General features: G+C 70.3%; 17 protein-coding genes. 16 read left to right on the top strand and 1 reads right to left on the bottom strand.

The window, feature by feature from the left end; genetic code table 11:
- The first annotated feature begins 14 nt into the window (after positions 1-14).
- The 15 genes from ASD23_RS12785 (at position 15) to ASD23_RS12720 (ending at position 16,828) form a co-directional block, all read left to right on the top strand.
- Entirely contained in the window at positions 15-1,709 is a 1,695-nt protein-coding gene (locus ASD23_RS12785) for an MFS transporter (RefSeq protein ID WP_056011127.1), read from the top strand.
- A 64-nt stretch (positions 1,710-1,773) separates the two neighbouring features.
- Positions 1,774-2,490: a DUF2652 domain-containing protein gene (locus ASD23_RS12780; protein WP_056011125.1), complete on the top strand. Its 717-nt coding sequence runs from the start codon at positions 1,774-1,776 to the stop codon at positions 2,488-2,490.
- Between the two features lie 91 nt (positions 2,491-2,581).
- Complete coding sequence (ftsH, locus tag ASD23_RS12775) at positions 2,582-4,600, top strand: ATP-dependent zinc metalloprotease FtsH (protein WP_056011123.1); 2,019 nt, start codon at positions 2,582-2,584, stop codon at positions 4,598-4,600.
- Positions 4,601-4,640: 40 nt separating this feature from the next.
- On the top strand, positions 4,641-5,237 hold the full coding sequence (gene folE, locus ASD23_RS12770; protein ID WP_056011120.1) for a GTP cyclohydrolase I: 597 nt from the start codon (positions 4,641-4,643) through the stop codon (positions 5,235-5,237).
- On the top strand, positions 5,230-6,042 hold the full coding sequence (folP, locus tag ASD23_RS12765) for a dihydropteroate synthase (RefSeq protein WP_056011117.1): 813 nt from the start codon (positions 5,230-5,232) through the stop codon (positions 6,040-6,042). Before folE ends, folP begins: the two co-directional genes overlap by 8 nt.
- Positions 6,035-6,421: a dihydroneopterin aldolase gene (gene folB, locus ASD23_RS12760; RefSeq protein ID WP_235507731.1), complete on the top strand. Its 387-nt coding sequence runs from the start codon at positions 6,035-6,037 to the stop codon at positions 6,419-6,421. Before folP ends, folB begins: the two co-directional genes overlap by 8 nt.
- Positions 6,418-6,903 carry a 2-amino-4-hydroxy-6-hydroxymethyldihydropteridine diphosphokinase gene (gene folK / locus ASD23_RS12755; protein WP_056011114.1) on the top strand — a complete coding sequence of 162 codons (486 nt, stop codon included), beginning with the start codon at positions 6,418-6,420 and terminating at the stop codon, positions 6,901-6,903. The genes folB and folK overlap by 4 nt, the downstream gene beginning before the upstream one ends.
- Complete coding sequence (locus tag ASD23_RS12750) at positions 6,900-7,373, top strand: DUF3180 domain-containing protein (protein ID WP_056011111.1); 474 nt, start codon at positions 6,900-6,902, stop codon at positions 7,371-7,373. The genes folK and ASD23_RS12750 overlap by 4 nt, the downstream gene beginning before the upstream one ends.
- Complete coding sequence (locus tag ASD23_RS12745; protein WP_082571416.1) at positions 7,366-7,932, top strand: PH domain-containing protein; 567 nt, start codon at positions 7,366-7,368, stop codon at positions 7,930-7,932. Before ASD23_RS12750 ends, ASD23_RS12745 begins: the two co-directional genes overlap by 8 nt.
- Positions 7,929-9,719 (top strand): PH domain-containing protein, encoded by a 1,791-nt coding sequence (locus ASD23_RS12740; protein ID WP_157377078.1) that lies wholly within the window; start codon positions 7,929-7,931, stop codon positions 9,717-9,719. The genes ASD23_RS12745 and ASD23_RS12740 overlap by 4 nt, the downstream gene beginning before the upstream one ends.
- Positions 9,709-10,467, top strand: a complete 759-nt coding sequence (locus ASD23_RS12735) for a Rossmann-like and DUF2520 domain-containing protein (RefSeq protein WP_056011105.1) — start codon at positions 9,709-9,711, stop codon at positions 10,465-10,467. The genes ASD23_RS12740 and ASD23_RS12735 overlap by 11 nt, the downstream gene beginning before the upstream one ends.
- Positions 10,464-11,330 carry a pantoate--beta-alanine ligase gene (gene panC / locus ASD23_RS12730; RefSeq protein ID WP_082571415.1) on the top strand — a complete coding sequence of 289 codons (867 nt, stop codon included), beginning with the start codon at positions 10,464-10,466 and terminating at the stop codon, positions 11,328-11,330. Before ASD23_RS12735 ends, panC begins: the two co-directional genes overlap by 4 nt.
- Positions 11,331-11,521: 191 nt before the next feature.
- Positions 11,522-13,054: a lysine--tRNA ligase gene (gene lysS / locus ASD23_RS12725; RefSeq protein ID WP_056011102.1), complete on the top strand. Its 1,533-nt coding sequence runs from the start codon at positions 11,522-11,524 to the stop codon at positions 13,052-13,054.
- Positions 13,055-13,115: 61 nt separating this feature from the next.
- A complete protein-coding gene (locus ASD23_RS18885) occupies positions 13,116-13,265 on the top strand; it encodes a hypothetical protein (RefSeq protein ID WP_157377077.1) in 150 nt (49 codons plus the stop codon).
- Between the two features lie 275 nt (positions 13,266-13,540).
- Positions 13,541-16,828 (top strand): prealbumin-like fold domain-containing protein, encoded by a 3,288-nt coding sequence (locus ASD23_RS12720; RefSeq protein WP_056011099.1) that lies wholly within the window; start codon positions 13,541-13,543, stop codon positions 16,826-16,828.
- Between the two features lie 101 nt (positions 16,829-16,929).
- Here the strand turns inward: ASD23_RS12720 and ASD23_RS12715 are convergent, their stop codons facing one another.
- Positions 16,930-19,710 carry a family 20 glycosylhydrolase gene (locus tag ASD23_RS12715; protein ID WP_082571414.1) on the bottom strand — a complete coding sequence of 927 codons (2,781 nt, stop codon included), beginning with the start codon at positions 19,708-19,710 and terminating at the stop codon, positions 16,930-16,932.
- A 108-nt stretch (positions 19,711-19,818) separates the two neighbouring features.
- On the opposite strand from ASD23_RS12715, the gene ASD23_RS19105 reads away from it, so the two are divergent.
- Positions 19,819-19,995: a hypothetical protein gene (locus ASD23_RS19105; protein WP_056011093.1), complete on the top strand. Its 177-nt coding sequence runs from the start codon at positions 19,819-19,821 to the stop codon at positions 19,993-19,995.
- The last annotated feature ends 5 nt before the right edge of the window (positions 19,996-20,000 follow it).

The raw sequence follows: 20,000 nt of genomic DNA, 5'->3' as shown, positions 1-20,000 counted from the left end.
CCTAGAGTCATCGCATGGGCCAGGGCCAGGGCCGGCGCCGCGACAGGGTACGCGACGCTGCCGCTGCGTTCACGAGCAACTGGCGCAATCCCAACCTGCGCCGCGCCCAGCTGAGCTTCCTCGGGGCATGGACCGCCGAGTGGGCCTTCACGGTCGCGCTCGGCATCGTCGCCTACCGCGACGGCGGCGCGGTGGCGCTCGGTCTCGTCGGGCTGCTCCGCATGGTGCCGTCGGCGATCCTCGCCCCGTTGCTGTCGCCCATCGCCGACCGGGGGCGTCGCGAGCGGGTGCTCGTGCTGGTGTCGATCGTGCGCGGACTCGCGACGGCCGGCGCCGCCGTGGTGGCCGCGGTCGCCGGGCCTCCGGCCGTCATCTACGCGCTCGCCGTGCTCTCGACGATCGCCGCGACGCTCTACCGCCCGGCGCACTCCGCCCTGCTCCCGTCGCTCTGCCGGACCGGGCACGAACTCGCGAGCGCCAATGTCGTGCGGGGACTGCTCGACTCCGCGGCCACGCTCGTCGGCCCGCTGCTCGCCGCCGTGCTACTGCAGTTCACCGGGGTCGACATCGTGTTCGCGGTTGCCGCTGCCGCCTCGTTCTGGGCCGCGGCCCTGCTCGCCCGACTGAAGTACGACGCACCGCCGCGCCCTCCGGCGCCGAGCCGTCCGAACCTCGCGAGGGAGGCGGCCGAGGGCATCCGCGCGGTCACGGCCAACCGAGACCTGATGCTCATCCTCGGGCTCGCCGCGGCCCAGGCCCTCACGAGGGGCGCCCTCACGGTGCTCTCGGTGGTGGTCGCGATCGAGCTGCTCGGCACGGGGGAGCCCGGGGTCGGTGCGTTGATGACCGCGGTCGGCGTCGGTGCGGTGCTCGGCTCGCTCGCGGCATCCCTGCTCGTCGGCACTGGTCGGCTCGGCGTCTGGTTCGCCGTCGGGGTGGGGCTCTGGGGCCTGCCGTTCACCCTCGTCGGCCTCGCCCCCGCCGAGGCGCCGACGCTGGTGCTCCTCGCGTTCGTCGGCGTCGGCAACGCCCTCGTCGACGTCGCCGGCTTCACGCTCATCGCCCGCATGGCTCCCGACGAGGTGCTCGCGCGCGTCTTCGGGGTACTCGAGAGCCTCGTCGCGATCTCCATCGGCATCGGCGCCGTCGTCGCCTCGTTCCTCGTCGAGTGGTTCGGCGTGCCGGCCGCGCTCATCGCGATCGGACTCGTGTGCCCGGTGCTCGCGATCCTCTCGCTGCGGCGGCTGCGGGGCATGGACCGCACGGTCGACGTGCTCGACGACGACATCGAGCTGCTGCAGCGGGTGCCGATGTTCCGCACCCTGCCGCTGCCCTCGATCGAGCAGCTCGCGCGCGGACTCGAGCCGGTCGGGGTCGCCGCCGGTGCCGCCGTGTTCACGCAGGGCGACGTCGGCGAGCGGTACTACGTGATCGAGTCCGGTGAGGCCGACGTGGTCGGCGACGGCCGGGTCGTCGCGACGCTCGGCCCGGGCGAGGGCTTCGGCGAGATCGCGCTGCTGCGCCGCACCCGCCGTACGGCCTCGGTCGTCGCGAGGAGCGCCCTCGGTCTGCGGGCGCTCGGCTCCGATCGATTCCTCCCCGTCGTCCTCGGCTACACGGCGAGCGCGCAGGCGGCGGCGGTCGTCGTCGACGAGCAGCTCGACCGGTACTCGCCAGGCGAACGAACGGATGACGACCCGGCGTCCTGACGACCCGGGCAGACGACCCGAACAGGGGTGTTGAGAACTCCTCGACTCGGTGGGATCGTGAGGCATGGACTCCGGCCGTGCCGCGCTGCTGATCGCCGACATCGGTGGCTACACCGACTACATGAGCTCCCATCGCATGAGCCTCGCCCACGCCGAGGTCAACACGGGCCGCATGCTCGAGCGCATGATCGACGCGGCCCCGGGATTCGACCTCATCGAGATCGAGGGCGACGCCGCCTTCCTCTCGCGGCGGGTCGACGACGAGCATGCGGATGCCTCGATCCCCGAGATCCTCGACGCCGCCGTCGCGATGCACCGCGCCTTCCACCTCGAACGCCGGTACGTCACGGCGAACCTGTGCCCGTGCAAGGGGTGCAAGGGCGCCGCCGACCTCAAGCTGAAGTTCGTGGCGCATGTCGGCGAGGTCGCGATCCAGACGATCCGCGACCGCATCAAGCTCGTGGGCATCGATGTCATCCAGGTGCACCGAATGCTGAAGAACCCGGTCGACATCCCCGAGTACGTGCTGCTCTCCGAGGAGCTCTACCTCACCGGAGAGGACTCGGTGCCGAAGCCGGTGCGCGAGGTGGCGCCCGAACTCGAGGGCTTCGGCACCGTGCGCGCGTACTTCGTCGACGTGGGCGACCTCGATCGGACCCCCGAGCCGATGCCGTCGCCCTCGTGGCCGAAGCGCATCGGGCAGACGTTCGCCGCAGTGGGCCCGGGGCTCCCGTACATGCTCGGAATGCGCGACACCCGCCGCGCGGCATCCGCTCTGTGAGTCGTCGGCAGTCGCCGCTCGGGCGGGCCGTGACCGCCCTCAGCGAACACTCGGCCGCCTTTCGGCAAGCGCGATGTAGCCTGTGAGCACCATGAACATCAAGAAGATCCTGCGCGGGCCGATCGTCTACATTCTGCTCGCCATCGTCGCCGTGTGGATCGGGTCGAGCCTCATCACCGCATCGGGTTTCAAAGAGGTGTCGACGCAAGAGGGACTCGACCTCCTGAACGACGGCAAGGTCGCCGCGGTCAAGATCGTCGACGGTGAGAACCGCGTCGACCTGACCCTCGCCAAAGAGGACGACAAGCTCGGCAAGCAGGTGCAGTTCTACTACGTGACGCCGCGCGGTGCCGACATCGTCGCCGCCGTCGACGCGGCCGACCCGGCAGACGGCTTCAACGACGAGGTCCCGCAGCCGAACTGGTTCCTCTCGATGCTCGGCATCCTGCTGCCGCTCGTGCTCATCGGCCTCTTCTTCTGGATCATGCTCTCGGGCATGCAGGGCGGCGGCAACAAGGTCATGCAGTTCGGCAAGTCCAAGGCGAAGCTCGTCTCGAAGGAGAGCCCGAAGGTCACCTTCGACGACGTCGCCGGCGCCGAGGAGGCGATCGAGGAGCTCCACGAGATCAAGGAGTTCCTGAAGGAGCCTGCGAAGTTCCAGGCCGTCGGCGCGCGCATCCCCAAGGGCGTGCTGCTCTACGGCCCTCCCGGCACCGGCAAGACGCTGCTTGCCCGCGCGGTCGCGGGTGAGGCCGGCGTGCCGTTCTACTCGATCTCGGGTTCCGACTTCGTCGAGATGTTCGTCGGCGTCGGCGCATCCCGAGTGCGCGACCTCTTCGACCAGGCGAAGCAGAACGCTCCCGCCATCATCTTCGTCGACGAGATCGACGCGGTCGGCCGCCACCGCGGCGCCGGCCTCGGCGGTGGGCACGACGAACGCGAGCAGACCCTCAACCAGCTCCTCGTCGAGATGGACGGCTTCGACCCGAAGACCAACGTGATCCTCATCGCGGCGACGAACCGTCCCGACATCCTCGACCCCGCGCTGCTGCGCCCCGGCCGCTTCGACCGCCAGATCGGCGTCGACGCCCCCGACCACAAGGGCCGGCAGAAGATCCTCGAGGTGCACTCGAAGGGAAAGCCCCTCGCCAACGGCGTCGACCTCGAGGTGCTCGCTCGGAAGACCCCCGGCTTCACCGGTGCCGACCTCGCGAACGTGCTGAACGAAGCCGCGCTGCTCACGGCGCGCTCGAACGCGCAGCTCATCGACAACCGCGCCCTCGACGAGGCCGTCGACCGCGTCATCGCCGGCCCGCAGCGTCGCTCCCGCGTCATGAAGGACAAGGAGAAGCTCATCACGGCCTACCACGAGGGCGGACACGCACTCGCGGCGGCGGCGATGAACTACACCGACCCCGTGACGAAGATCACGATCCTGCCGCGCGGCCGCGCACTCGGCTACACGATGGTGATGCCGCTCGAAGACCGGTACTCGGTCAGCCGAAACGAGCTGCTCGACCAGCTGACCTATGCGATGGGCGGGCGCGTCGCTGAAGAGATCGTGTTCCACGACCCGTCGACCGGCGCCTCCAACGACATCGAGAAGGCCACCTCGACGGCCCGCAAGATGGTCACCGAATTCGGCATGAGCTCGAGCGTCGGTGCGATCAAGCTCGGCCAGTCTGGCGGTGAGGTCTTCCTGGGCCGCGACATGGGCCACCAGCGCGACTACTCCGAGCGGCTCGCCGAACGGGTCGACACCGAGGTGCGCTCGCTCATCGAGCAGGCGCATGACGAGGCGTGGCAGGTGCTGAACGACAACCGCGACATCCTCGACAAGCTCGCGGCCGAGCTCCTCGAGCAGGAGACGCTCGACCACACGCAGATCGCCGAGATCTTCAAGGACGTGAAGAAGCTGCCCGAGCGTCCGCTGTGGCTCTCGAGCGACAAGCGCCCGGTCTCCGACCAGCCGCCGATCTCGTTCCCGACCGAGAAGATGCCGATCGATCAGGGTGCCGTCGACGGAGGGGTCGACTCCGACCAGCTGCCCGTCGAAGACGAGGCGCCGGCGCGCGCACCGAAGTCGAACCCGCGGCCCGCGACCGCCTAGTCACGGGCACGGCGAGTCCGTCGACCCGAAGAAGGGGAACATGGCCGGAGTGGACGCCGAGCGCATCCAGCGTGCAGTGCACGAGATCCTGCTCGCGATCGGTGAAGACCCGTCGCGACCAGGGCTGGAGCGTACGCCCCAGCGCGTTGCAGAGGCCTACGCCGACTTCTTCGGCGGACTCGACGTCGATCCGCTGAGTCACCTCGCAGACTCGGTTCCGATCGGGGCGACGGACGCCGGCGTGCCCGCGACCTCCGACGCGGTCGTGCTCCGCGACCTCGCGTTCCGGTCCGTCTGCGAGCACCACCTGCTCCCGTTCGTCGGCACCGCGCACGTGGCGTACCTGCCGGGCGACCGGGTGGTCGGGCTCGGTCGCATCCCCGCGGTCGTCGACACCCTCGCCCGCCGGCCCCAGCTGCAGGAGCGGCTCGCCGAGGAGATCGCCGACGCGCTCGTGGCCGGACTCGACCCGAAAGGAGTCCTCGTCGTGCTCGATGCCCAGCACCGCTGCGTGACCACGCGGGGCTCCCGGCAGGAGCGGAGCTCCACGGTGACGATCGCGAGCCGCGGTGCGCTGTCGGAGCCCGCCGCCCGGAGCGAGATCATCACGCTCATCGGGGCCCAGACGAATGCCTGATCGCACGCTCGTCATGGGCGTGGTGAACGTGACGCCCGATTCGTTCAGCGACGGGGGCCGCTGGTTCGACGCCGATGCCGCGATCGCGCACGGGCTCGAGCTCGTGGCCGACGGCGCCGACATCCTCGACGTCGGGGGAGAGTCCACGCGTCCGGGGGCCGCCCGGGTCGAGCCCGAAGAGGAGCTGCGCCGCGTCGTGCCCGTCATCAGGGAGCTCGCCGGCCGCGGCATCCGGGTCAGCGTCGACACGATGCGCGCCGCCACGGCGCAGGCCGCGGTCGAGGCGGGCGCCGAGATCATCAACGACGTCTCGGCGGGCCTCGCCGACGCGGCGATGGGCCCGATCGCAGCCGAGACTGGTGCACGCTACGTCGCCATGCACTGGCGCGGCCACTCCGACCGCATGGACTCGCTCGCCGAGTACGCCGACGTCGCCGTCGAGGTGCGCGACGAACTCGCCCAGCGGGTCGACGCGCTCGTGGCGGCCGGGGTCGACCATGACCGGCTCATCCTCGACCCCGGGCTCGGCTTCGCCAAGCGCGGCGACCAGAACTGGGAGCTGCTCGGCCGGCTCGACGTGCTCGCCGGTCTCGGGCTGCCGATGCTCGTCGGTGCGTCGCGCAAGCGGTTCCTCGGCGCGATGCTGCCAGATGAGGCATCCGTCGCCGACCGCGACCTGCCGACGGCGGTCGTGAGCGTGCTCGCCGCGCAGGCCGGCGCATGGGCCGTGCGAGTGCACGACGTGCAGGGCACGCGCCGAGCCCTCGACGTCCTCGGCGCATGGCAGAGTGGACGACGTGACTGAACTGCGCAATCCCGGGCGAGGCGACCGGATCACCCTCACCGGGCTTCGTGTACGCGCCCATCACGGCGTGTTCGACTTCGAACGCGTCGAGGGGCAGGAGTTCGTGATCGACGTCTCGGTCGCCGTCGACCTCGCGGCAGCAGCGGCATCCGACGAACTCGACCGCACCGTGCACTACGGCGAGCTCGCCGAGGCCGTCGTCGCCGCAGTCGAGCGCGATCCCGTCGACCTCATCGAGACCGTCGCCGAGCGGGTCGCCGCGGTGGCGCTCGGCTTCGCCGCTGTCGACGAGGTCGAGGTCACGGTGCACAAGCCGCAGGCGCCCATCACCGTGCCGTTCGGCGACGTCGCCGTCACGATCGTGCGGGGCCGGGCATGACGCGCGCCGTCATCGCGTTCGGGGCGAACCTCGACGACCGCGAGGCGACGATCGCCGCCGCGGTGCGGGAGATCGCCGAGGCATCCGGCGTCGAGCTCGTGGCCGTGTCGCCGGTGTACGAGACCGCTGCCATCAAAGACAGCGGTGTCGACGTCGACGCCCCCCGTTACCTGAACGGCGTCGTCGTCGTCGAGACGCTGCTCGAGCCGCACGCCCTGCTCGAGCTGCTGCAGCGCATCGAGCTCGAGCACGGCCGCGTGCGCACCGAGCACTGGGGCGACCGCACGCTCGACCTCGACCTCATCGACGTCGCGGGCGTCGTGCTCGACGACGAGCGCCTGACGCTGCCGCACCCCCGGGCCTGGCAACGGGCGTTCGTGCTGGCGCCGTGGCTCGATGTCGACCCCCACGCCGAGCTCGCGGGTCGCGGACCGATCGCCGCCCTGCGCGTCGCCGCCACCGACGAGGTGGTGCGCCGGTGAAGCGCACGCATCCGTCGACCATCATCGCGTTCGTGCTCGCGGGCATCGTCGCCGGGTATCTCATCGACCTCGGGATCGTCTCGAACGGGTCGAAGGCGATCGTGCCCCCGCTCTCGCTCCCGATCACCCTCGCCGGCGTCGCGGCGCTCGTCGTGGCCTTCGCCTGGCCGATCCGCCGCGCCGTGAAGGGCAAGGCGACCAAGCACCTCGACCCGTTCCGGGCCATGCGCACCGCCGTGCTCGCGAAGGCCTGCAGCCTGAGCGGGGCGCTCATGCTCGGCTTCGGTCTCGGCATCACCCTGTTCCTGGTGACCCGCAGCGTCGTGCCGTCGCCGGCCACGATCTGGCTCGCGATCGCCACCGCGATCGGCGCAGCACTCCTCATGGCCGGCGGCCTCATCGCCGAGTTCTTCTGCACGCTGCCGCCCGACGACACCGACACCGAGAAGGAAGAGCACGCACATGCCTGAGGCGCCCGGCCTCCAACCCGATGAGACCGTGCACGACGAGGCGCAGCCGCAGGACGAGCCGCAGCCTCTCGGCGATGCGCAGCCGCCCGAGGCATCCGATACCGGCTGGCTTCGGGTCTCGCCCAAGTACGTGCTCGTCGAGGTGGTCGGATCGATCATCGGCATGCTCGTCTTCGTCGGGCTCGCGCTCGGTGCCTACTTCCTGCTGCACTGGCAGTGGGCGCTGTGGGTCGCCGGGGCGATCGCCGTGGTCTCGCTCGTCGGCATCGCGTTCGAGCCGCGCCGCGTGCGGTCGATCCAATACCGCCTGCGCGCGGACGACCTGCTCTTCCGCCGCGGCATCATGTTCCAGCGACAGGTCGCGGTGCCTTACGGTCGCATGCAGCTCGTCGACATCACCCGGGGTCCCGTCGCGCGCGCACTCGGCCTGGCCGACCTCAAGTTCGTGACCGCGGCCGCATCGAGCGCCGTCACGGTGCCCGGACTGCCGATGGCGGAGGCCGACCGACTGCGCGACGAACTCGTCGCCCTCGCCGAGTCGCGCCGGGCGGGACTGTGAGCGGTCCGGTCCGCCCGCAGGGAGTGGTGAACCTCGCCGACGGCGAGTGGCACCGGCTCCACCCGGCGAGTCCGCTGCTGCGCGGCGGCCTCGTGTTCATCGCGGTGATCGGCTTCATCATCGCGAACCTGCGCGAGCGGGTCATCGAGATCTTCCTGGCGATCTTCGCGCCCGAGTCGACCGCGCCGATCGACGCCGAGTACGGCGAATGGCAGCAGGACTGGGCCAACGACCCGGTCGGCGGCATCGTGGTGAACGGGCTCGTGGGCTGGGCGCTGCTCGCCCTCGCCGCGGTCATCATCGCGGTCGTCATCGGCTTCTGGCTGTCGTGGCGCATGCACACGTTCCGGGTCACGCCCGAGGCGGTGGAAGTTCGCAGCGGCATCCTCTTCCGCTCGCACCGCAGCGCCAGGCTCGATCGCATCCAGGGCATCAACGTCAACCGTCCGCTCTTCGCGCGGCTCTTCGGTACCGCGAAGCTCGAGATCTCGGTCGCCGGGCAGTCGGCGAACGTGCAGCTCGCCTACCTCGGTTCGGCCCTCGCCGACGCGCTGCGCGCCGACGTGCTGCGCCTCGCATCGGGCGCGCGCGCCGAGCGGGCGCAGGGTGCGGTCGCTCCGGCTGCAGGAGCGGTCGACGGCCGAGCGGATGCATCGTCGGTCGTCGCTCCCGGAGTCGTGGCGGTTCCCGGCACGGCGCAGGAGCCCGGCGCTCCCGCTGCGGCGGCCGATGCTCCTGCTGCCGACGGTACCGGCGCAGGCGTTCCTGCGGCCGGTGCCGCAGGCCAGCGCACCCCGGTGAGCGCCCGGGCCGGCGCACTCGTGACCCAGCGCGTCGACGAGTTCCTGGCCCCCGAGCTCGATCCCGACCTCGCGCCGCCCGAGTCGGTCGTGCACCTGCCGCTCGGCAGGGTCATCGGCTCGACGCTGCTCGGCGGGTCGACGATCTGGGCGATCATCCTCGTCGCGATCATCGTCGTCGGCGTCACGACCGGCCAGATGTGGGTGCTCTTCAGCTTCGTTCCCGCGGCCATCGGTCTCGTCAGCTACACGTGGTCGCGCATCACGAAGTCCCTGCGCTACTCGATCGCGGGCACGCCCGACGGCGTGCGCATCGGGCATGGACTGCTCTCGACCGGCAACCAGACGATCCCGCCGGGGCGCGTGCACGCCGTCGAGGCCACCCAGTGGGTGTTCTGGCGGCCGTTCGGCTGGTGGTCGGTCCGCATCAACGTCGCGGGCCAGTCGGTCTCCGCCTCGGGCGAGGCGGCGCAGCGCACGATCGTGCTCCCGGTCGGCACCGCGGCCGATGTCCACCGGGTGCTCGCCCTGCTCCTGCCCGATGCCGCAGCAGAGGTCGAAGCCCTCGTCGACGCCGGTCTCGTGGGCCGCGGCGACGCCGGCGGATTCTCCGTCACCCCGAAGCGCGCCGCATGGTTGCGACCGTTCTCGTGGAAGCGCATCGGCCTCGCCGAAACGGCGGGCGTCGCCGTCATCCGTCGCGGCGCACTCATCCGCAGCCTCAGCCTCGTGCCGCTCGCACGCATGCAGTCGGTCGCCGTGTCGGTCGGCCCGATCGAACGCGCGCTCGACCTCGCGACGCTGCGGCTGCACACGGTGACCGGCCCGGTCAGCGCGCTGCTGCCCGTCGCCGATCGCACCGTCGCGGCCGCGCTCTTCGACCGACTCGCGCACGAGGCGATCGAACGTGCGGCGATCGACACCTCCCACCATTGGGGGGCCTCGCCGGCCGCTGCCAACGAGACGGAGTCCCTCCATGTCGACTGATCGACCCGGACGGCTCGGCGTCGGCACGATCGGCGCCGGCCGCGTGGGCGCCGTGCTCGCCTCGGCGCTCGCCGGGGCCGGACACGCCCTCACCGGCATCGCGGCGGTCTCCGAGGCGAGCCGGGAGCGGGCGGCGACGATGCTGCCCTCGGTCCCCGTGCTGCCGATCCCCGAGATCATCGAGCGCAGCGAACTCGTGCTGCTCGCCGTGCCTGAGTCCGAGCTCGGCCCGCTCGTGGCCGGCCTCGCCGACGCCGGCGTTTGGCAGCCGGGTCAGCTCGTGCTGCACACCGTCGCCCGGTTCGGCACCGGAGTGCTCGACCCGGCGCGGCTCGCCGGCGCCATCCCGTTGGCCGTGCACCCGGCGATGAGCTTCACAGGCACGAGCATCGATCTCGCGCGACTGCCGGGCACCTGGTTCGCGGTCACCGCGCCGGCGCCCGTGCTCCCGATCGGCCAGGCGCTCGTCGTCGAGATGGGCGGGGAGCCCGTGATCGTGGCCGAGCGAGATCGCGCCGCCTACGGCGAGGCGATCGACACCGCCGTCTCGTTCTCGAGCGCGATCGTCGACCAGGCCAGCGGCATCCTCTCCGGCATCGGCATGACCCGGCCGGGCGCGGTGCTCGCCCCGCTCGTGCGCAGCACCGTCGAGAACGCGCTCGCGCGGCATGACAGCGGCGCATACGTCGAGGGTGCCGATACGATCGACGAGGCCGATTCCGACTGGCCGCTGGGGGGTGGCGCGTGACCGGGTCCGCATCGGGCGCACGTGTCGTGCCCACCATCGCCGAACTGCGCGAGCGCCTCGCCGAGCGACGCGCGGCGGGGGCATCCGTCGCGCTCGTCCCGACCATGGGCGCGCTGCACGCGGGCCATCTGGCACTCGTCTCGCACGCTCGGGAGCTCGCCGACGTCGTCGTGGTGTCGATCTTCGTGAACCCGCTGCAGTTCGGCCCGAGCGAAGACCTCGACCGCTACCCGCGCACGCTCGACGCCGACGTCCAGGCGCTCGACGGGCTCGGGGTCGAGTTCGTCTTCGCACCGACGGTCGCCGAGATGTACCCGAACGGCCCCGTCGGCACGATGCTCACCGCGGGCCGGGTCGGTTCGCTCTACGAGGGGGCCTCCCGCCCGGGCCACTTCGACGGCATGCTGACCGTGGTCGGCAAGCTGCTCAACATCGTGCGTCCCGACGTCGCGATCTTCGGCCAGAAGGACGCGCAGCAGGTGTTCCTCGTGCGCCGCATGGTCGACGACCTCGACGTGGCGACCTCGATCGAGGTCGTGCCGACCGTGCGCGAGACCGACGGCCTCGCGCTCTCGAGTCGCAATCGCTTCCTCGATCCCGAGCACCGCGCCGCAGCGCTCACCCTGAGCGAAGCGCTGCGCGCAGCGGATGCCGCGGCGCCCGACGGCCTCGCCGAGGTGCTCGCCGAGGGTGCCGCCGCGTTCGGCGATCACGACGACGTCACCCTCGACTACCTCGTGGTCGTCGACCCCGAGACCTTCCTGCCCGTCGCCGATGACGCGCGCGGACCGGCCGTCGTGCTCGTCGCCGCTCGCGTCGGTGCGACCCGCCTCATCGACAACGCCGCCATCACGCTCGGCTGACCTCGCGCCTGCGCACGCCGCCCGCCAGTGTTTCGGACAACTGCGCAGAACCGGAGCGGAGGGCGATGTCTCGCCGACGTCGCGCAGATCTCCGCGGTCACGGTCACGGTCACGGTCACGGTCGAGAGACGGCCGCGGCGTTCGCCCAAGTAGGCTGGTGCACGCACCTTTTCGCATGACGAGAGAGAACGATGGCCGAGAATCAGACGGATGCCGCGCCCGAGCCCACTGCCGAGGAGATCAGCGCTGCTGAGATCTCCGAGCAGAAGGCCGTGCGCCTCGCCAAGCGCGAGCGGCTGATCGCGGCATCCGACGACCGCGCCTTCGGCGCGTACCCCGTGCGCCTGCCGATCACGGCGACGATCCCCGAGGTGCGCGACCGCTTCGTCGGGCTCGGCGTCGACGAGGCGAGCGGCGAGCAGGTCGGCGTCGCCGGCCGCGTCGTGCACTCGCGCAACACGGGCAAGCTGTGCTTCGCCACGCTGCAGGCCGGCGACGGCAGCCGCATCCAGGCGATGGTCTCCCTCGCCGAGGTCGGCGAGGAGTCGCTCGCCGAGTGGAAGGACCTCGTCGACCTGGGCGACCACGTCTTCGTCGCCGGCGAGGTCATCACGAGCCGCCGCGGCGAGCTGTCGATCATGGTGAAGGAATGGCGCATCGCCTCGAAGGCGATCCTGCCGCTGCCGAACCTGCACAACGAGCTCTCCGAAGAGATGCGCGTGCGCAGCCGCTACCTCGACCTGATCTCCCGCGACCAGGCCCGCAAGAACGTCATCGACCGTGCGAAGGTCAACGCGAGCCTGCGACGCACCTTCGACGGCCTCGGCTTCATCGAGGTCGAGACGCCGATGCTGCAGGTGATGCACGGCGGGGCATCCGCTCGCCCGTTCGTCACGCAGTCGAACGCGTTCGACACCGAGCTGTACCTGCGCATCGCTCCCGAGCTCTACCTCAAGCGCGCCGTCGTCGGCGGCATCGAGCGCGTGTACGAGATCAACCGCAACTTCCGCAACGAGGGCGCCGACTCGACGCACTCGCCCGAGTTCGCGATGCTCGAGGCCTACGAGGCGTACGGCGACTACAACACGATCGCCGATCTCACGCAGCAGCTCATCCAGGACGCCGCGCTCGCGACGTCGGGCTCGCACGTCGTCACCTGGGCCGACGGCACCGACTTCGACCTCGGTGGCGACTGGGCTCGCATCTCGATGTACGACTCGCTGTCCGAGGCGATCGGCGAGACGATCACCTCCTCGACCCCGGTCGAGCGGCTGAAGCAGCTCGCCGACGACGCGGGCGTCGAGGTCGACCACCCGCTGCCCGGCAAGTACGTGGAAGAGCTCTGGGAGCACCACGTGAAGTCGGGCCTCGTTCGGCCGACGTTCGTCATGGACTTCCCGCTCGACACCTCGCCCCTCGTGCGCGAGCACCGCTCGATCCCTGGCGTGGTCGAGAAGTGGGACCTCTACATCCGCGGCTTCGAGCTCGCGACCGGCTACTCCGAGCTCGTCGACCCTGTCGTGCAGCGCGAGCGCTTCGTCGAGCAGGCGAAGCTCGCGGCCGGCGGTGACCCCGAGGCGATGCGCCTCGACGAGGAGTTCCTCCGCGCGCTCGAGTTCGGCATGCCGCCGTCGGGCGGCATGGGCATGGGCATCGACCGCCTGCTGATGGCCCTCACCGGCCTCGGCATCCGCGAGACGATCCTCTTCCCCCTGGTCAAGTGAGTCGAACCGGTCACGTGAGTCGAACCGGTCACGTGAGTCGACGAGAGAGCGGATGCCGCGCATGAACGACTACCTGCCGAAGGGCGAACTCGAGCCCGACAAGGACCCGAAGCGTCCGTCGAACATGCGGCTCGGCATCTGGATCGTGGTGGGAGCGATCGGCCTCTACCTGCTCGGATCCGGCGTCTGGGGCATCATCACCGGCGGCTGAGCCGGATTTCTGTAACGATTCGGACTCGATTCGCGGAAAACCCGTGTCCCCCATGTGGGCCGCTCCGGAAGCGGCGGCCTGCGTCGACCGCGGGTCCGTCGAGCGGGGTGTACCCCGATTCGTCGAGCCCGTGAAACGACGGCCGTCGATCGCCGCCGCACCGCCGCCCGCGTGGCCCGTTCGGGGGGCGCGAGGAATCCTCGAGAAGCGCTACTTTCGCCTCATGTGACCACCCGGCTTCGGTGCCGGGTGAACCCGAACACAGGAGTCCGACCGTGGTTCAACAACGCCCCCGCACCGCGCTGCTCGCGACTGGAGCACTGCTCGTCGCGCTCATCGCACCCGTCGCCTTTGCGACGTCCGCCGCCAACGCGGCCGACGTCGGCGGTCTCGCGACCGGGTTCCAGATCGACGGCAACAAGAACGGCGGCTCGCCGCCCGACACCTTCGACTGGGACTCCTTTCTGACTGCGCCGGTACCCGACGGCAGCTACACCTTCACGCCCACCGGCACGTATACGACTGCCGACGGCAATGAGTCGACCGGCATCGTCGACGCGAGCTTCTCCTGGGACAACGATTCCGACGGCTGCGAGGCCGACGACGCGACCGGCCTGCCGGGCAGTCAGGTGGCCGACGACAACCCCTGGGACATCGCGCCCGCCAACGTCAACGCGAAGGCCAACGGCTGCAGCTCGGCGTCCGCCTACGAGATCATCGACGTCGCGGGCGTCGATCACTACGTGCTCTACCAGTACTGGACGCGGCTCGAGGGCAACGGCGACATGAGCACGTACCAGTTGCTCCAAGGCCCCGTCCCCGGGCGATGCGACGACATCCTCGTCGAGTTCAACTACGACTCCGCGGGCGACACCACCGAGGTGAACATCCTCGGCTGGGTGGGTGAATGCGCCGAAGGCGGGGTCGGCACCTGGGAGATCCTCCAGGCCGACTTCCCGCATGACGCGGCGGTCGGCGCCCGCGTCGAGGGCCCCGACCTTCCCGGTGAGCCCGCGACCTTCGGCGAGATCGCCGTGGACCTGACCGCTGCCGGGCTGTTCGACGGCGAAGGCTGCACCGGATTCCGGGCGGTCGGCTACGTGACCCGTACGGGCAACAGCGAGAATGCACAGCTCATCGACTTCGTCGGTCCCGGCTCCGACCCGCTCGTCATCGCGACCTGCGGCACGATCTCGGTCGCCAAGGCGAGCAACCCTCCGGGTGTCGAGTCCGGCGAGATCTTCGACTACGACGTCACCCGTTCCGGCGGTGGCGACGTGCACGGCGAGACGATCGTCGGCACCAACCTCCTCGGCCAGCCCCTCGTCGACGCGGACCCGACCCTTCAGGGCATCTCGGGCACCATCGGGGTCGGCGACTCGCACGCATGGGGGCCGATCAACGCGGGCGACGACTACGAGCTCACCGAGACGTTCGACGCCGCCGAGCCGTGGGCGCTCGAATCCATCATCTGCACCGTGACCAATCCGGGCACGGGGCTGCAGGAGGTCTACACGCTCGTCGACGACGGCGAGCCGACGGGGGAGGAGTTCGCGGTCTACCCGAACGTCAACACCGGTTGCGTGATGACCAACTCGACCTCGTTCGTCGAGGTCGAGAAGATCACCCTGCCTGACGGCTCGGCCGAACTGTTCGATTTCACGATCGACGGGCAGGGGTTCGACCTGGCCGACGGTGAGACCGAGACCTTCCAGTTCGCTCCCGGGGCCGAGGTCGACGTCGTGGAGACCGTCCCCGACGGATGGGACCTCGTCGACGTGACCTGCGATCCGGCAGGCGACGCCATCGAGTTCGGCGAGACCGTGACCACGACGGCCGGCGCGACGGTGCACTGCGCGTTCACGAACGAGCAGGCCGGCAGGATCATCATCAACAAGGTCGTCGAGGGCCTCGACGACGCCGAGTTCCTCTTCGCGAGCGAGACGCTCGGCGACTTCTCGATCACCACGGCCGGCGGCGTCGGGTCGGAGGACTTCCCCGACCTCGTCCCCGGCGCCTACGCGGTCGCCGAGACGCCGATCGACGGATACGACACGACGAACCTCGTCTGCACCGATCCCGATGGCGGCACGGTCGTCGACCTCACCGACTTCTCGGTCGACATCGACCTCGACCCGGGCGAGACGGTGGAGTGCACCTTCACCAACACCGAGCGCGGGATCATCCTCGTCGACAAGGAGACGATCCCCAACGAGTACGACCAGGACTTCGACTTCGTCTTCGACGGCGGTGACTCGCACGAGGAGTTCACGCTCAATGACGCGAACGACGACGAGGTCGACCCGTGGGACTCGGGGCTCATCGTTCCGGGCACCTACACCGTCGATGAGACGGTGCCCGAGGACTGGACGCTCGAGGGCATCTCCTGCGGCACCGTCGAGGGCGACGGCACGACGATCGAGCTCGCGCCCGGTCAGGTCGTAACCTGCGTGTTCACGAACGCGGCGGTCCCGGGTTCGGTCGAGCTGGTCAAGTCGGTCGAAGGCGTCTCCGACGACTTCGCGTGGAGCTTCGACTTCACCCTCACCGAGGAGCCCGATGGGGCGCCCGTCACGCAGACGGTCGACAGCTCGGCACTGCCGGACTCGGCGGTCGCGCTGTGGGAGGACCTCACGGTCGGCTCCACGTACACGCTGGTCGAAGACGAGCTGCCGTTCGGCTGGACCGCAGATGACATCGTCTGCACCGGTCTCGAGGACGCCGACACCGAGACGGCCGGATTCCAGTTCGAGGTGACGCCCGGGCTCGAGCTCGAGTGCACCGCGCTGAACACGGCCATCCCGACCGAGGTCGATCTCCTGAAGACCGTGACCGGGCTCCCCGATGGGGCGGCGTGGTCGTTCGACTTCACGCTGACCGGGCCCGACCAGGCGGGAGACGTGCGCACCGCCACGAACGCCGAACCGGTCGTCGGCTGGGACGGGCTCATCCCCGGCCTGAGCTACACGATCGTGGAGAGCGCGACGCCGGGGTGGGTGAACGGTGACATCACCTGCACAGCGGGCGAGGGGCCGTACGGCGATCTCGATCCCGAGGCCGATGGGTTCCAGTTCATGGCGATGCCGGGACTCGTCCTCCTCTGCGATGCCGACAACGAGGCGCTTCCGGGCATCATCACGGTCACCAAGTCGACGGTCGGCGGAGACGGCACCTTCGGCTTCGTGCTCACCCAACTCGGCTCCGACGGCGACCCGCGAACGCGTGAGGTGACCACGGTCAGCGGAACGGCGGAGGCGGTCTTCGAGCTCGTCGATGCCGGGTTGCGCTACTCGATCGCTGAGACGCCGGTCGAGGGGGGCTGGTCCGCCGGGCCGATGATGTGCGAGGTCACTCCGGCGGGCGGCGGCGACGCCGTCGCGATCGACGCAGCCGACTTCGAGGTGGCGCCCGGTGACGAGATCGCGTGCGCCATCACCAACACGTTCCACCCGCCGATGCCCGTGACGGGCGTCAACCTCGCGGCCGGTGGGGGGATCGCGCTCCTCCTCCTGCTGGGTGGTGGACTGCTGTTCCTGCTCCGTCGGCGCCAGGCCGCCGAGTAGATCGTCTCCGGCGGACTCGAACTCGAGCCCGCCGGACAAGCTGAAGGCGAAGGCCCGGTCGATCCCGAGGATCGACCGGGCCTTCGCCCGTCTCATTCCATCTACCCGCAGCTGCGCGCGTCGTACCCGATGGTCTTCGCGGCCGAGACCGTCGCGCCATCGGCGGTACGGGTCGCCGTGACGGTCACGTCACCGGCGGGCACGCTCGCCGAGCGCACCGCGAACGAGTTGGTCGCGTTCTTGCCGGCCGCGACGGCCGAGAACGACTTCTCGCCGAAGGCGGTCTGCATCGTCAGGTCGATCGGTGCCGTCTCGCCGTTCGTTGCACGAACCACGACGTACGCCTTCGACCCGAGGCAGCGGGTCTCCGCGGTCGCCTCGAACGCGACGGTCTCCTCTGCCCCGACCTGCACGGTGAACTCGGCGACGACCCGGCCGTCGGAGCCGACGACCCGACCGCTGCGCGAGCCGCCCGCGTCGTACGCGTGCGAGCCCGAGATCACGTAGGCCCCCGAGGAGTTCAGCACACCCCGCACCTGCTCCGCGGTGAACGTCGCCGGAGAGGTGGCGCCGTCGCCCCACTCGATCGTCGCGCCGAACGCGCCGTCGAACTCGCTCTTGCTGATGCCGTCGGCGTCGTTGACGAGATCGGCCGCGATCGTCGCGCCGCCGGCCGCTACCTTGGTGCCCGGCGCGAAGAACCGTGCGACCTGGAGCGTCGTCGGCGCCGCGACATCCGCTTCGGCATGCAGGCCTGCGCCCTGGGCGAACCAGGTCGCCTGGGAGGTGTCGTAGTAGTTGACGCCGGCCGCGGTCAGGCGCGCGCCCACCACGCCCACGCGCTGCGTGAAGTCGGTGACGTCGCGCTTGGCCTGCGGCGACCATCCCATCTCGGCGTGGGCGATCGCCCTCGGGAACATCATGAACTCGGCCTGTTCGCCGCCCCGGATGGTCTCGCTCCACATCGGCGCCTCGGGCCCGGCGACCTGCGCCTCGGTGAGCCCGCTGACGAAGGTGCCGGGGTTCCACGAGTAGTACTGCGTGAGGTCGCAGATGCCCGAGCACGCCCAGGTGAGCCCGATCGGCGTCTTCGCGTTGTACTTCATGTCGAGGTACGAGCTCGAGCCGCGGGAGGCGACGATCTTGGCACCGGCCGCTGCGGCAGCGGGAAGCTCCGCGGTCGAGCCGGCCCAGTACTGCACCTTGTCGCCGGCCTGCAGCGCCGACGTGGTGCGAGCGATCTCGTTCCAGCCGTTGGCGCTCTTGCCGAGACCGTGCACGATGCCGAGCACGCGTGCCACGAAGGCGTTGAACTTCGCCTGGCCGTAGCGCGCCACCATGTCGTGCGACTCGTCACCGCCGACGTGGATCAGGTCGCCGGTGGTCAGGCCCGAGAGCTGGCCGAGCACGTGCTGGATGAAGGTGAAGGTCACCTCGCTGTCCGGGTCGAGGTAGGAGTATCCGACGGCACCCGAGCCGTTGTGCGGTGCGGTCGGCTGCGTCGCCGTCGCGGGGTGCGAGGAGCCGGGGGTGTTCAGCTGCGGGATCGCCCCGAGCGCCGCGTTGGTGTGACCCGGCAGGTCGATCTCGGGCACGATCTGCACGAACCGCTCGTCGGCGTAAGCGACCAGTTCCTGGTAGTCGGCCTGCGTGTAGAAGCCGGTTCGACCGGCTTCGCCGCCGTAGCCGCCCTGCGTCATCGCCCTGGCGCCCGAGACCGTGGTCAGCAGCGAGTAGTCGATCGTGTCGCCTGCGGCGCGGCCCTCGTTCGTGATCTCGATCCGCCAGCCCTGGTCGTCGGCGAGGTGCAGGTGCAGCACGTTCATCTTGAACGACGCGATCGCGTCGATGATCTCCTTGACCTCGTCGACGGTCTGGAACGAACGTGCCACGTCGAGCATGACGCCCCGGTAGCCGAAGCGCGGGGAGTCCTCGATCTCGAGGGCGGGCGTCGTCCACGCGGCCTGCACGACCGTCGGCGACTCCACGGCGGCCGGGAACAGTTGCCGCAGCGTCTGCGCACCGTTGAACGCGCCGTGCGCGTCGGCCGCGGCGATGCGCGCTCCGCTCGCGGTGGCGCTGAGCTCGTACGCCTCGGCGTTGCCGCCGCCGACCGCGGCGTCGGAGGCGAGCACGATGTCGGATGCCGCGGGCTCACCGGTCTCGACCACCGGCAGCTCGTACCCGGTCGAGGCGCGGAGCACCTCGGCGAGACGGGCGGCCGATTCGCCGAACGCGGGAGCCGTGATGATGCGGGATGCCGCCGAGAGGGAGAAGCCGGCGCCGTCCTGCGGGGTCACGGTGGCCGGGATCGGCACGAGTCCGAGCGGCGCGACCGCCTTCGGCTCTGCGCCGGTCCACGCCTCGAGCTCCCACAGGGACATGCCGTAGAAGCTGGAGCCGATCGGGGTGCGCTTGATGCCCTGCATGCGCACGTAGGAGACCTCGCCGGCCGCGGTCAGCGTTACTCGGTCGATGCCGTCGCAGGTGCCGTTCAGCACGCCGCTCGCATCGGTCCATGCGGTGCCGTCGTCGGACACCTGGATCTTGTACTGCGCGGCGCAGGCCGCCTCCCACCGGAGCGTCACGTGATCGAGCGTGGTGGGCGCGGCGAGCTGCACCTGGAGCCAGGCGCTGTCGCTGTAGTTCGAGGACCAGCGCGACTGCTCGCCGTTCGGCAGCAGGCCGCGCACGCCGTCGTTGGCCATGGGCGCCGCCCATTTCGCGAGCTCGGCGCCCGACGCGGTGGCGACGCCGCCGTTGGTGGATAGGGCCACGTTCGTCGAAACGGGTTCGGCGTTCGCCGCGGGCACGGCGATCAGGCTTCCGGCCAGCAGCGCACCTCCCAGTATCGCCATGGTCCGGTGCAGTGAAATCGTCATCGATCCTCCTTGTTCGCCCCACGGGCTGGAACCTGGGGCGAGCTTAGTATGTTAGGGAAACTAAGCAAAGGGGTCATCACGAGATATCGCGGGTAGTCTGGTGGTCCTATGGACGAATTCTGGGCGAATGCGATCTGGTCGCTCGCGCCGACCGTGCTCATCGGGCTGATCTTCTGGTTCGTCATGCGCGCTGTCATCCACGCCGACCGCAACGAGCGCAAGGCCTACTCCCGCATCGAGGCTGAGGAGCGGGCCAAGCTCGCCGAGCACCGACCGGCAGCCTGACCGGC

Origin of the sequence: Agromyces sp. Root1464 (genome assembly GCF_001427265.1) — a bacterium.
Taxonomy (GTDB): Bacteria; Actinomycetota; Actinomycetes; order Actinomycetales; family Microbacteriaceae; genus Agromyces; species Agromyces fucosus.
The sequence above is the reverse complement of the archived record's forward strand: the minus strand, read 5'-3'. Positions and strand labels throughout refer to the sequence as shown.

Coding starts and splice junctions, on each gene's coding strand:
- ASD23_RS12785 (WP_056011127.1), top strand. CDS start 15: ATGGGCCAGGGCCAGGGCCGGCGCCGCGACAGGGTACGCGACGCTGCC.
- ASD23_RS12780 (WP_056011125.1), top strand. CDS start 1,774: ATGGACTCCGGCCGTGCCGCGCTGCTGATCGCCGACATCGGTGGCTAC.
- ftsH (WP_056011123.1), top strand. CDS start 2,582: ATGAACATCAAGAAGATCCTGCGCGGGCCGATCGTCTACATTCTGCTC.
- folE (WP_056011120.1), top strand. CDS start 4,641: ATGGCCGGAGTGGACGCCGAGCGCATCCAGCGTGCAGTGCACGAGATC.
- folP (WP_056011117.1), top strand. CDS start 5,230: ATGCCTGATCGCACGCTCGTCATGGGCGTGGTGAACGTGACGCCCGAT.
- folK (WP_056011114.1), top strand. CDS start 6,418: ATGACGCGCGCCGTCATCGCGTTCGGGGCGAACCTCGACGACCGCGAG.
- ASD23_RS12745 (WP_082571416.1), top strand. CDS start 7,366: ATGCCTGAGGCGCCCGGCCTCCAACCCGATGAGACCGTGCACGACGAG.
- ASD23_RS12735 (WP_056011105.1), top strand. CDS start 9,709: ATGTCGACTGATCGACCCGGACGGCTCGGCGTCGGCACGATCGGCGCC.
- lysS (WP_056011102.1), top strand. CDS start 11,522: ATGGCCGAGAATCAGACGGATGCCGCGCCCGAGCCCACTGCCGAGGAG.
- ASD23_RS18885 (WP_157377077.1), top strand. CDS start 13,116: ATGAACGACTACCTGCCGAAGGGCGAACTCGAGCCCGACAAGGACCCG.
- ASD23_RS12715 (WP_082571414.1), bottom strand. CDS start 19,710: ATGACGATTTCACTGCACCGGACCATGGCGATACTGGGAGGTGCGCTG.
- ASD23_RS19105 (WP_056011093.1), top strand. CDS start 19,819: ATGGACGAATTCTGGGCGAATGCGATCTGGTCGCTCGCGCCGACCGTG.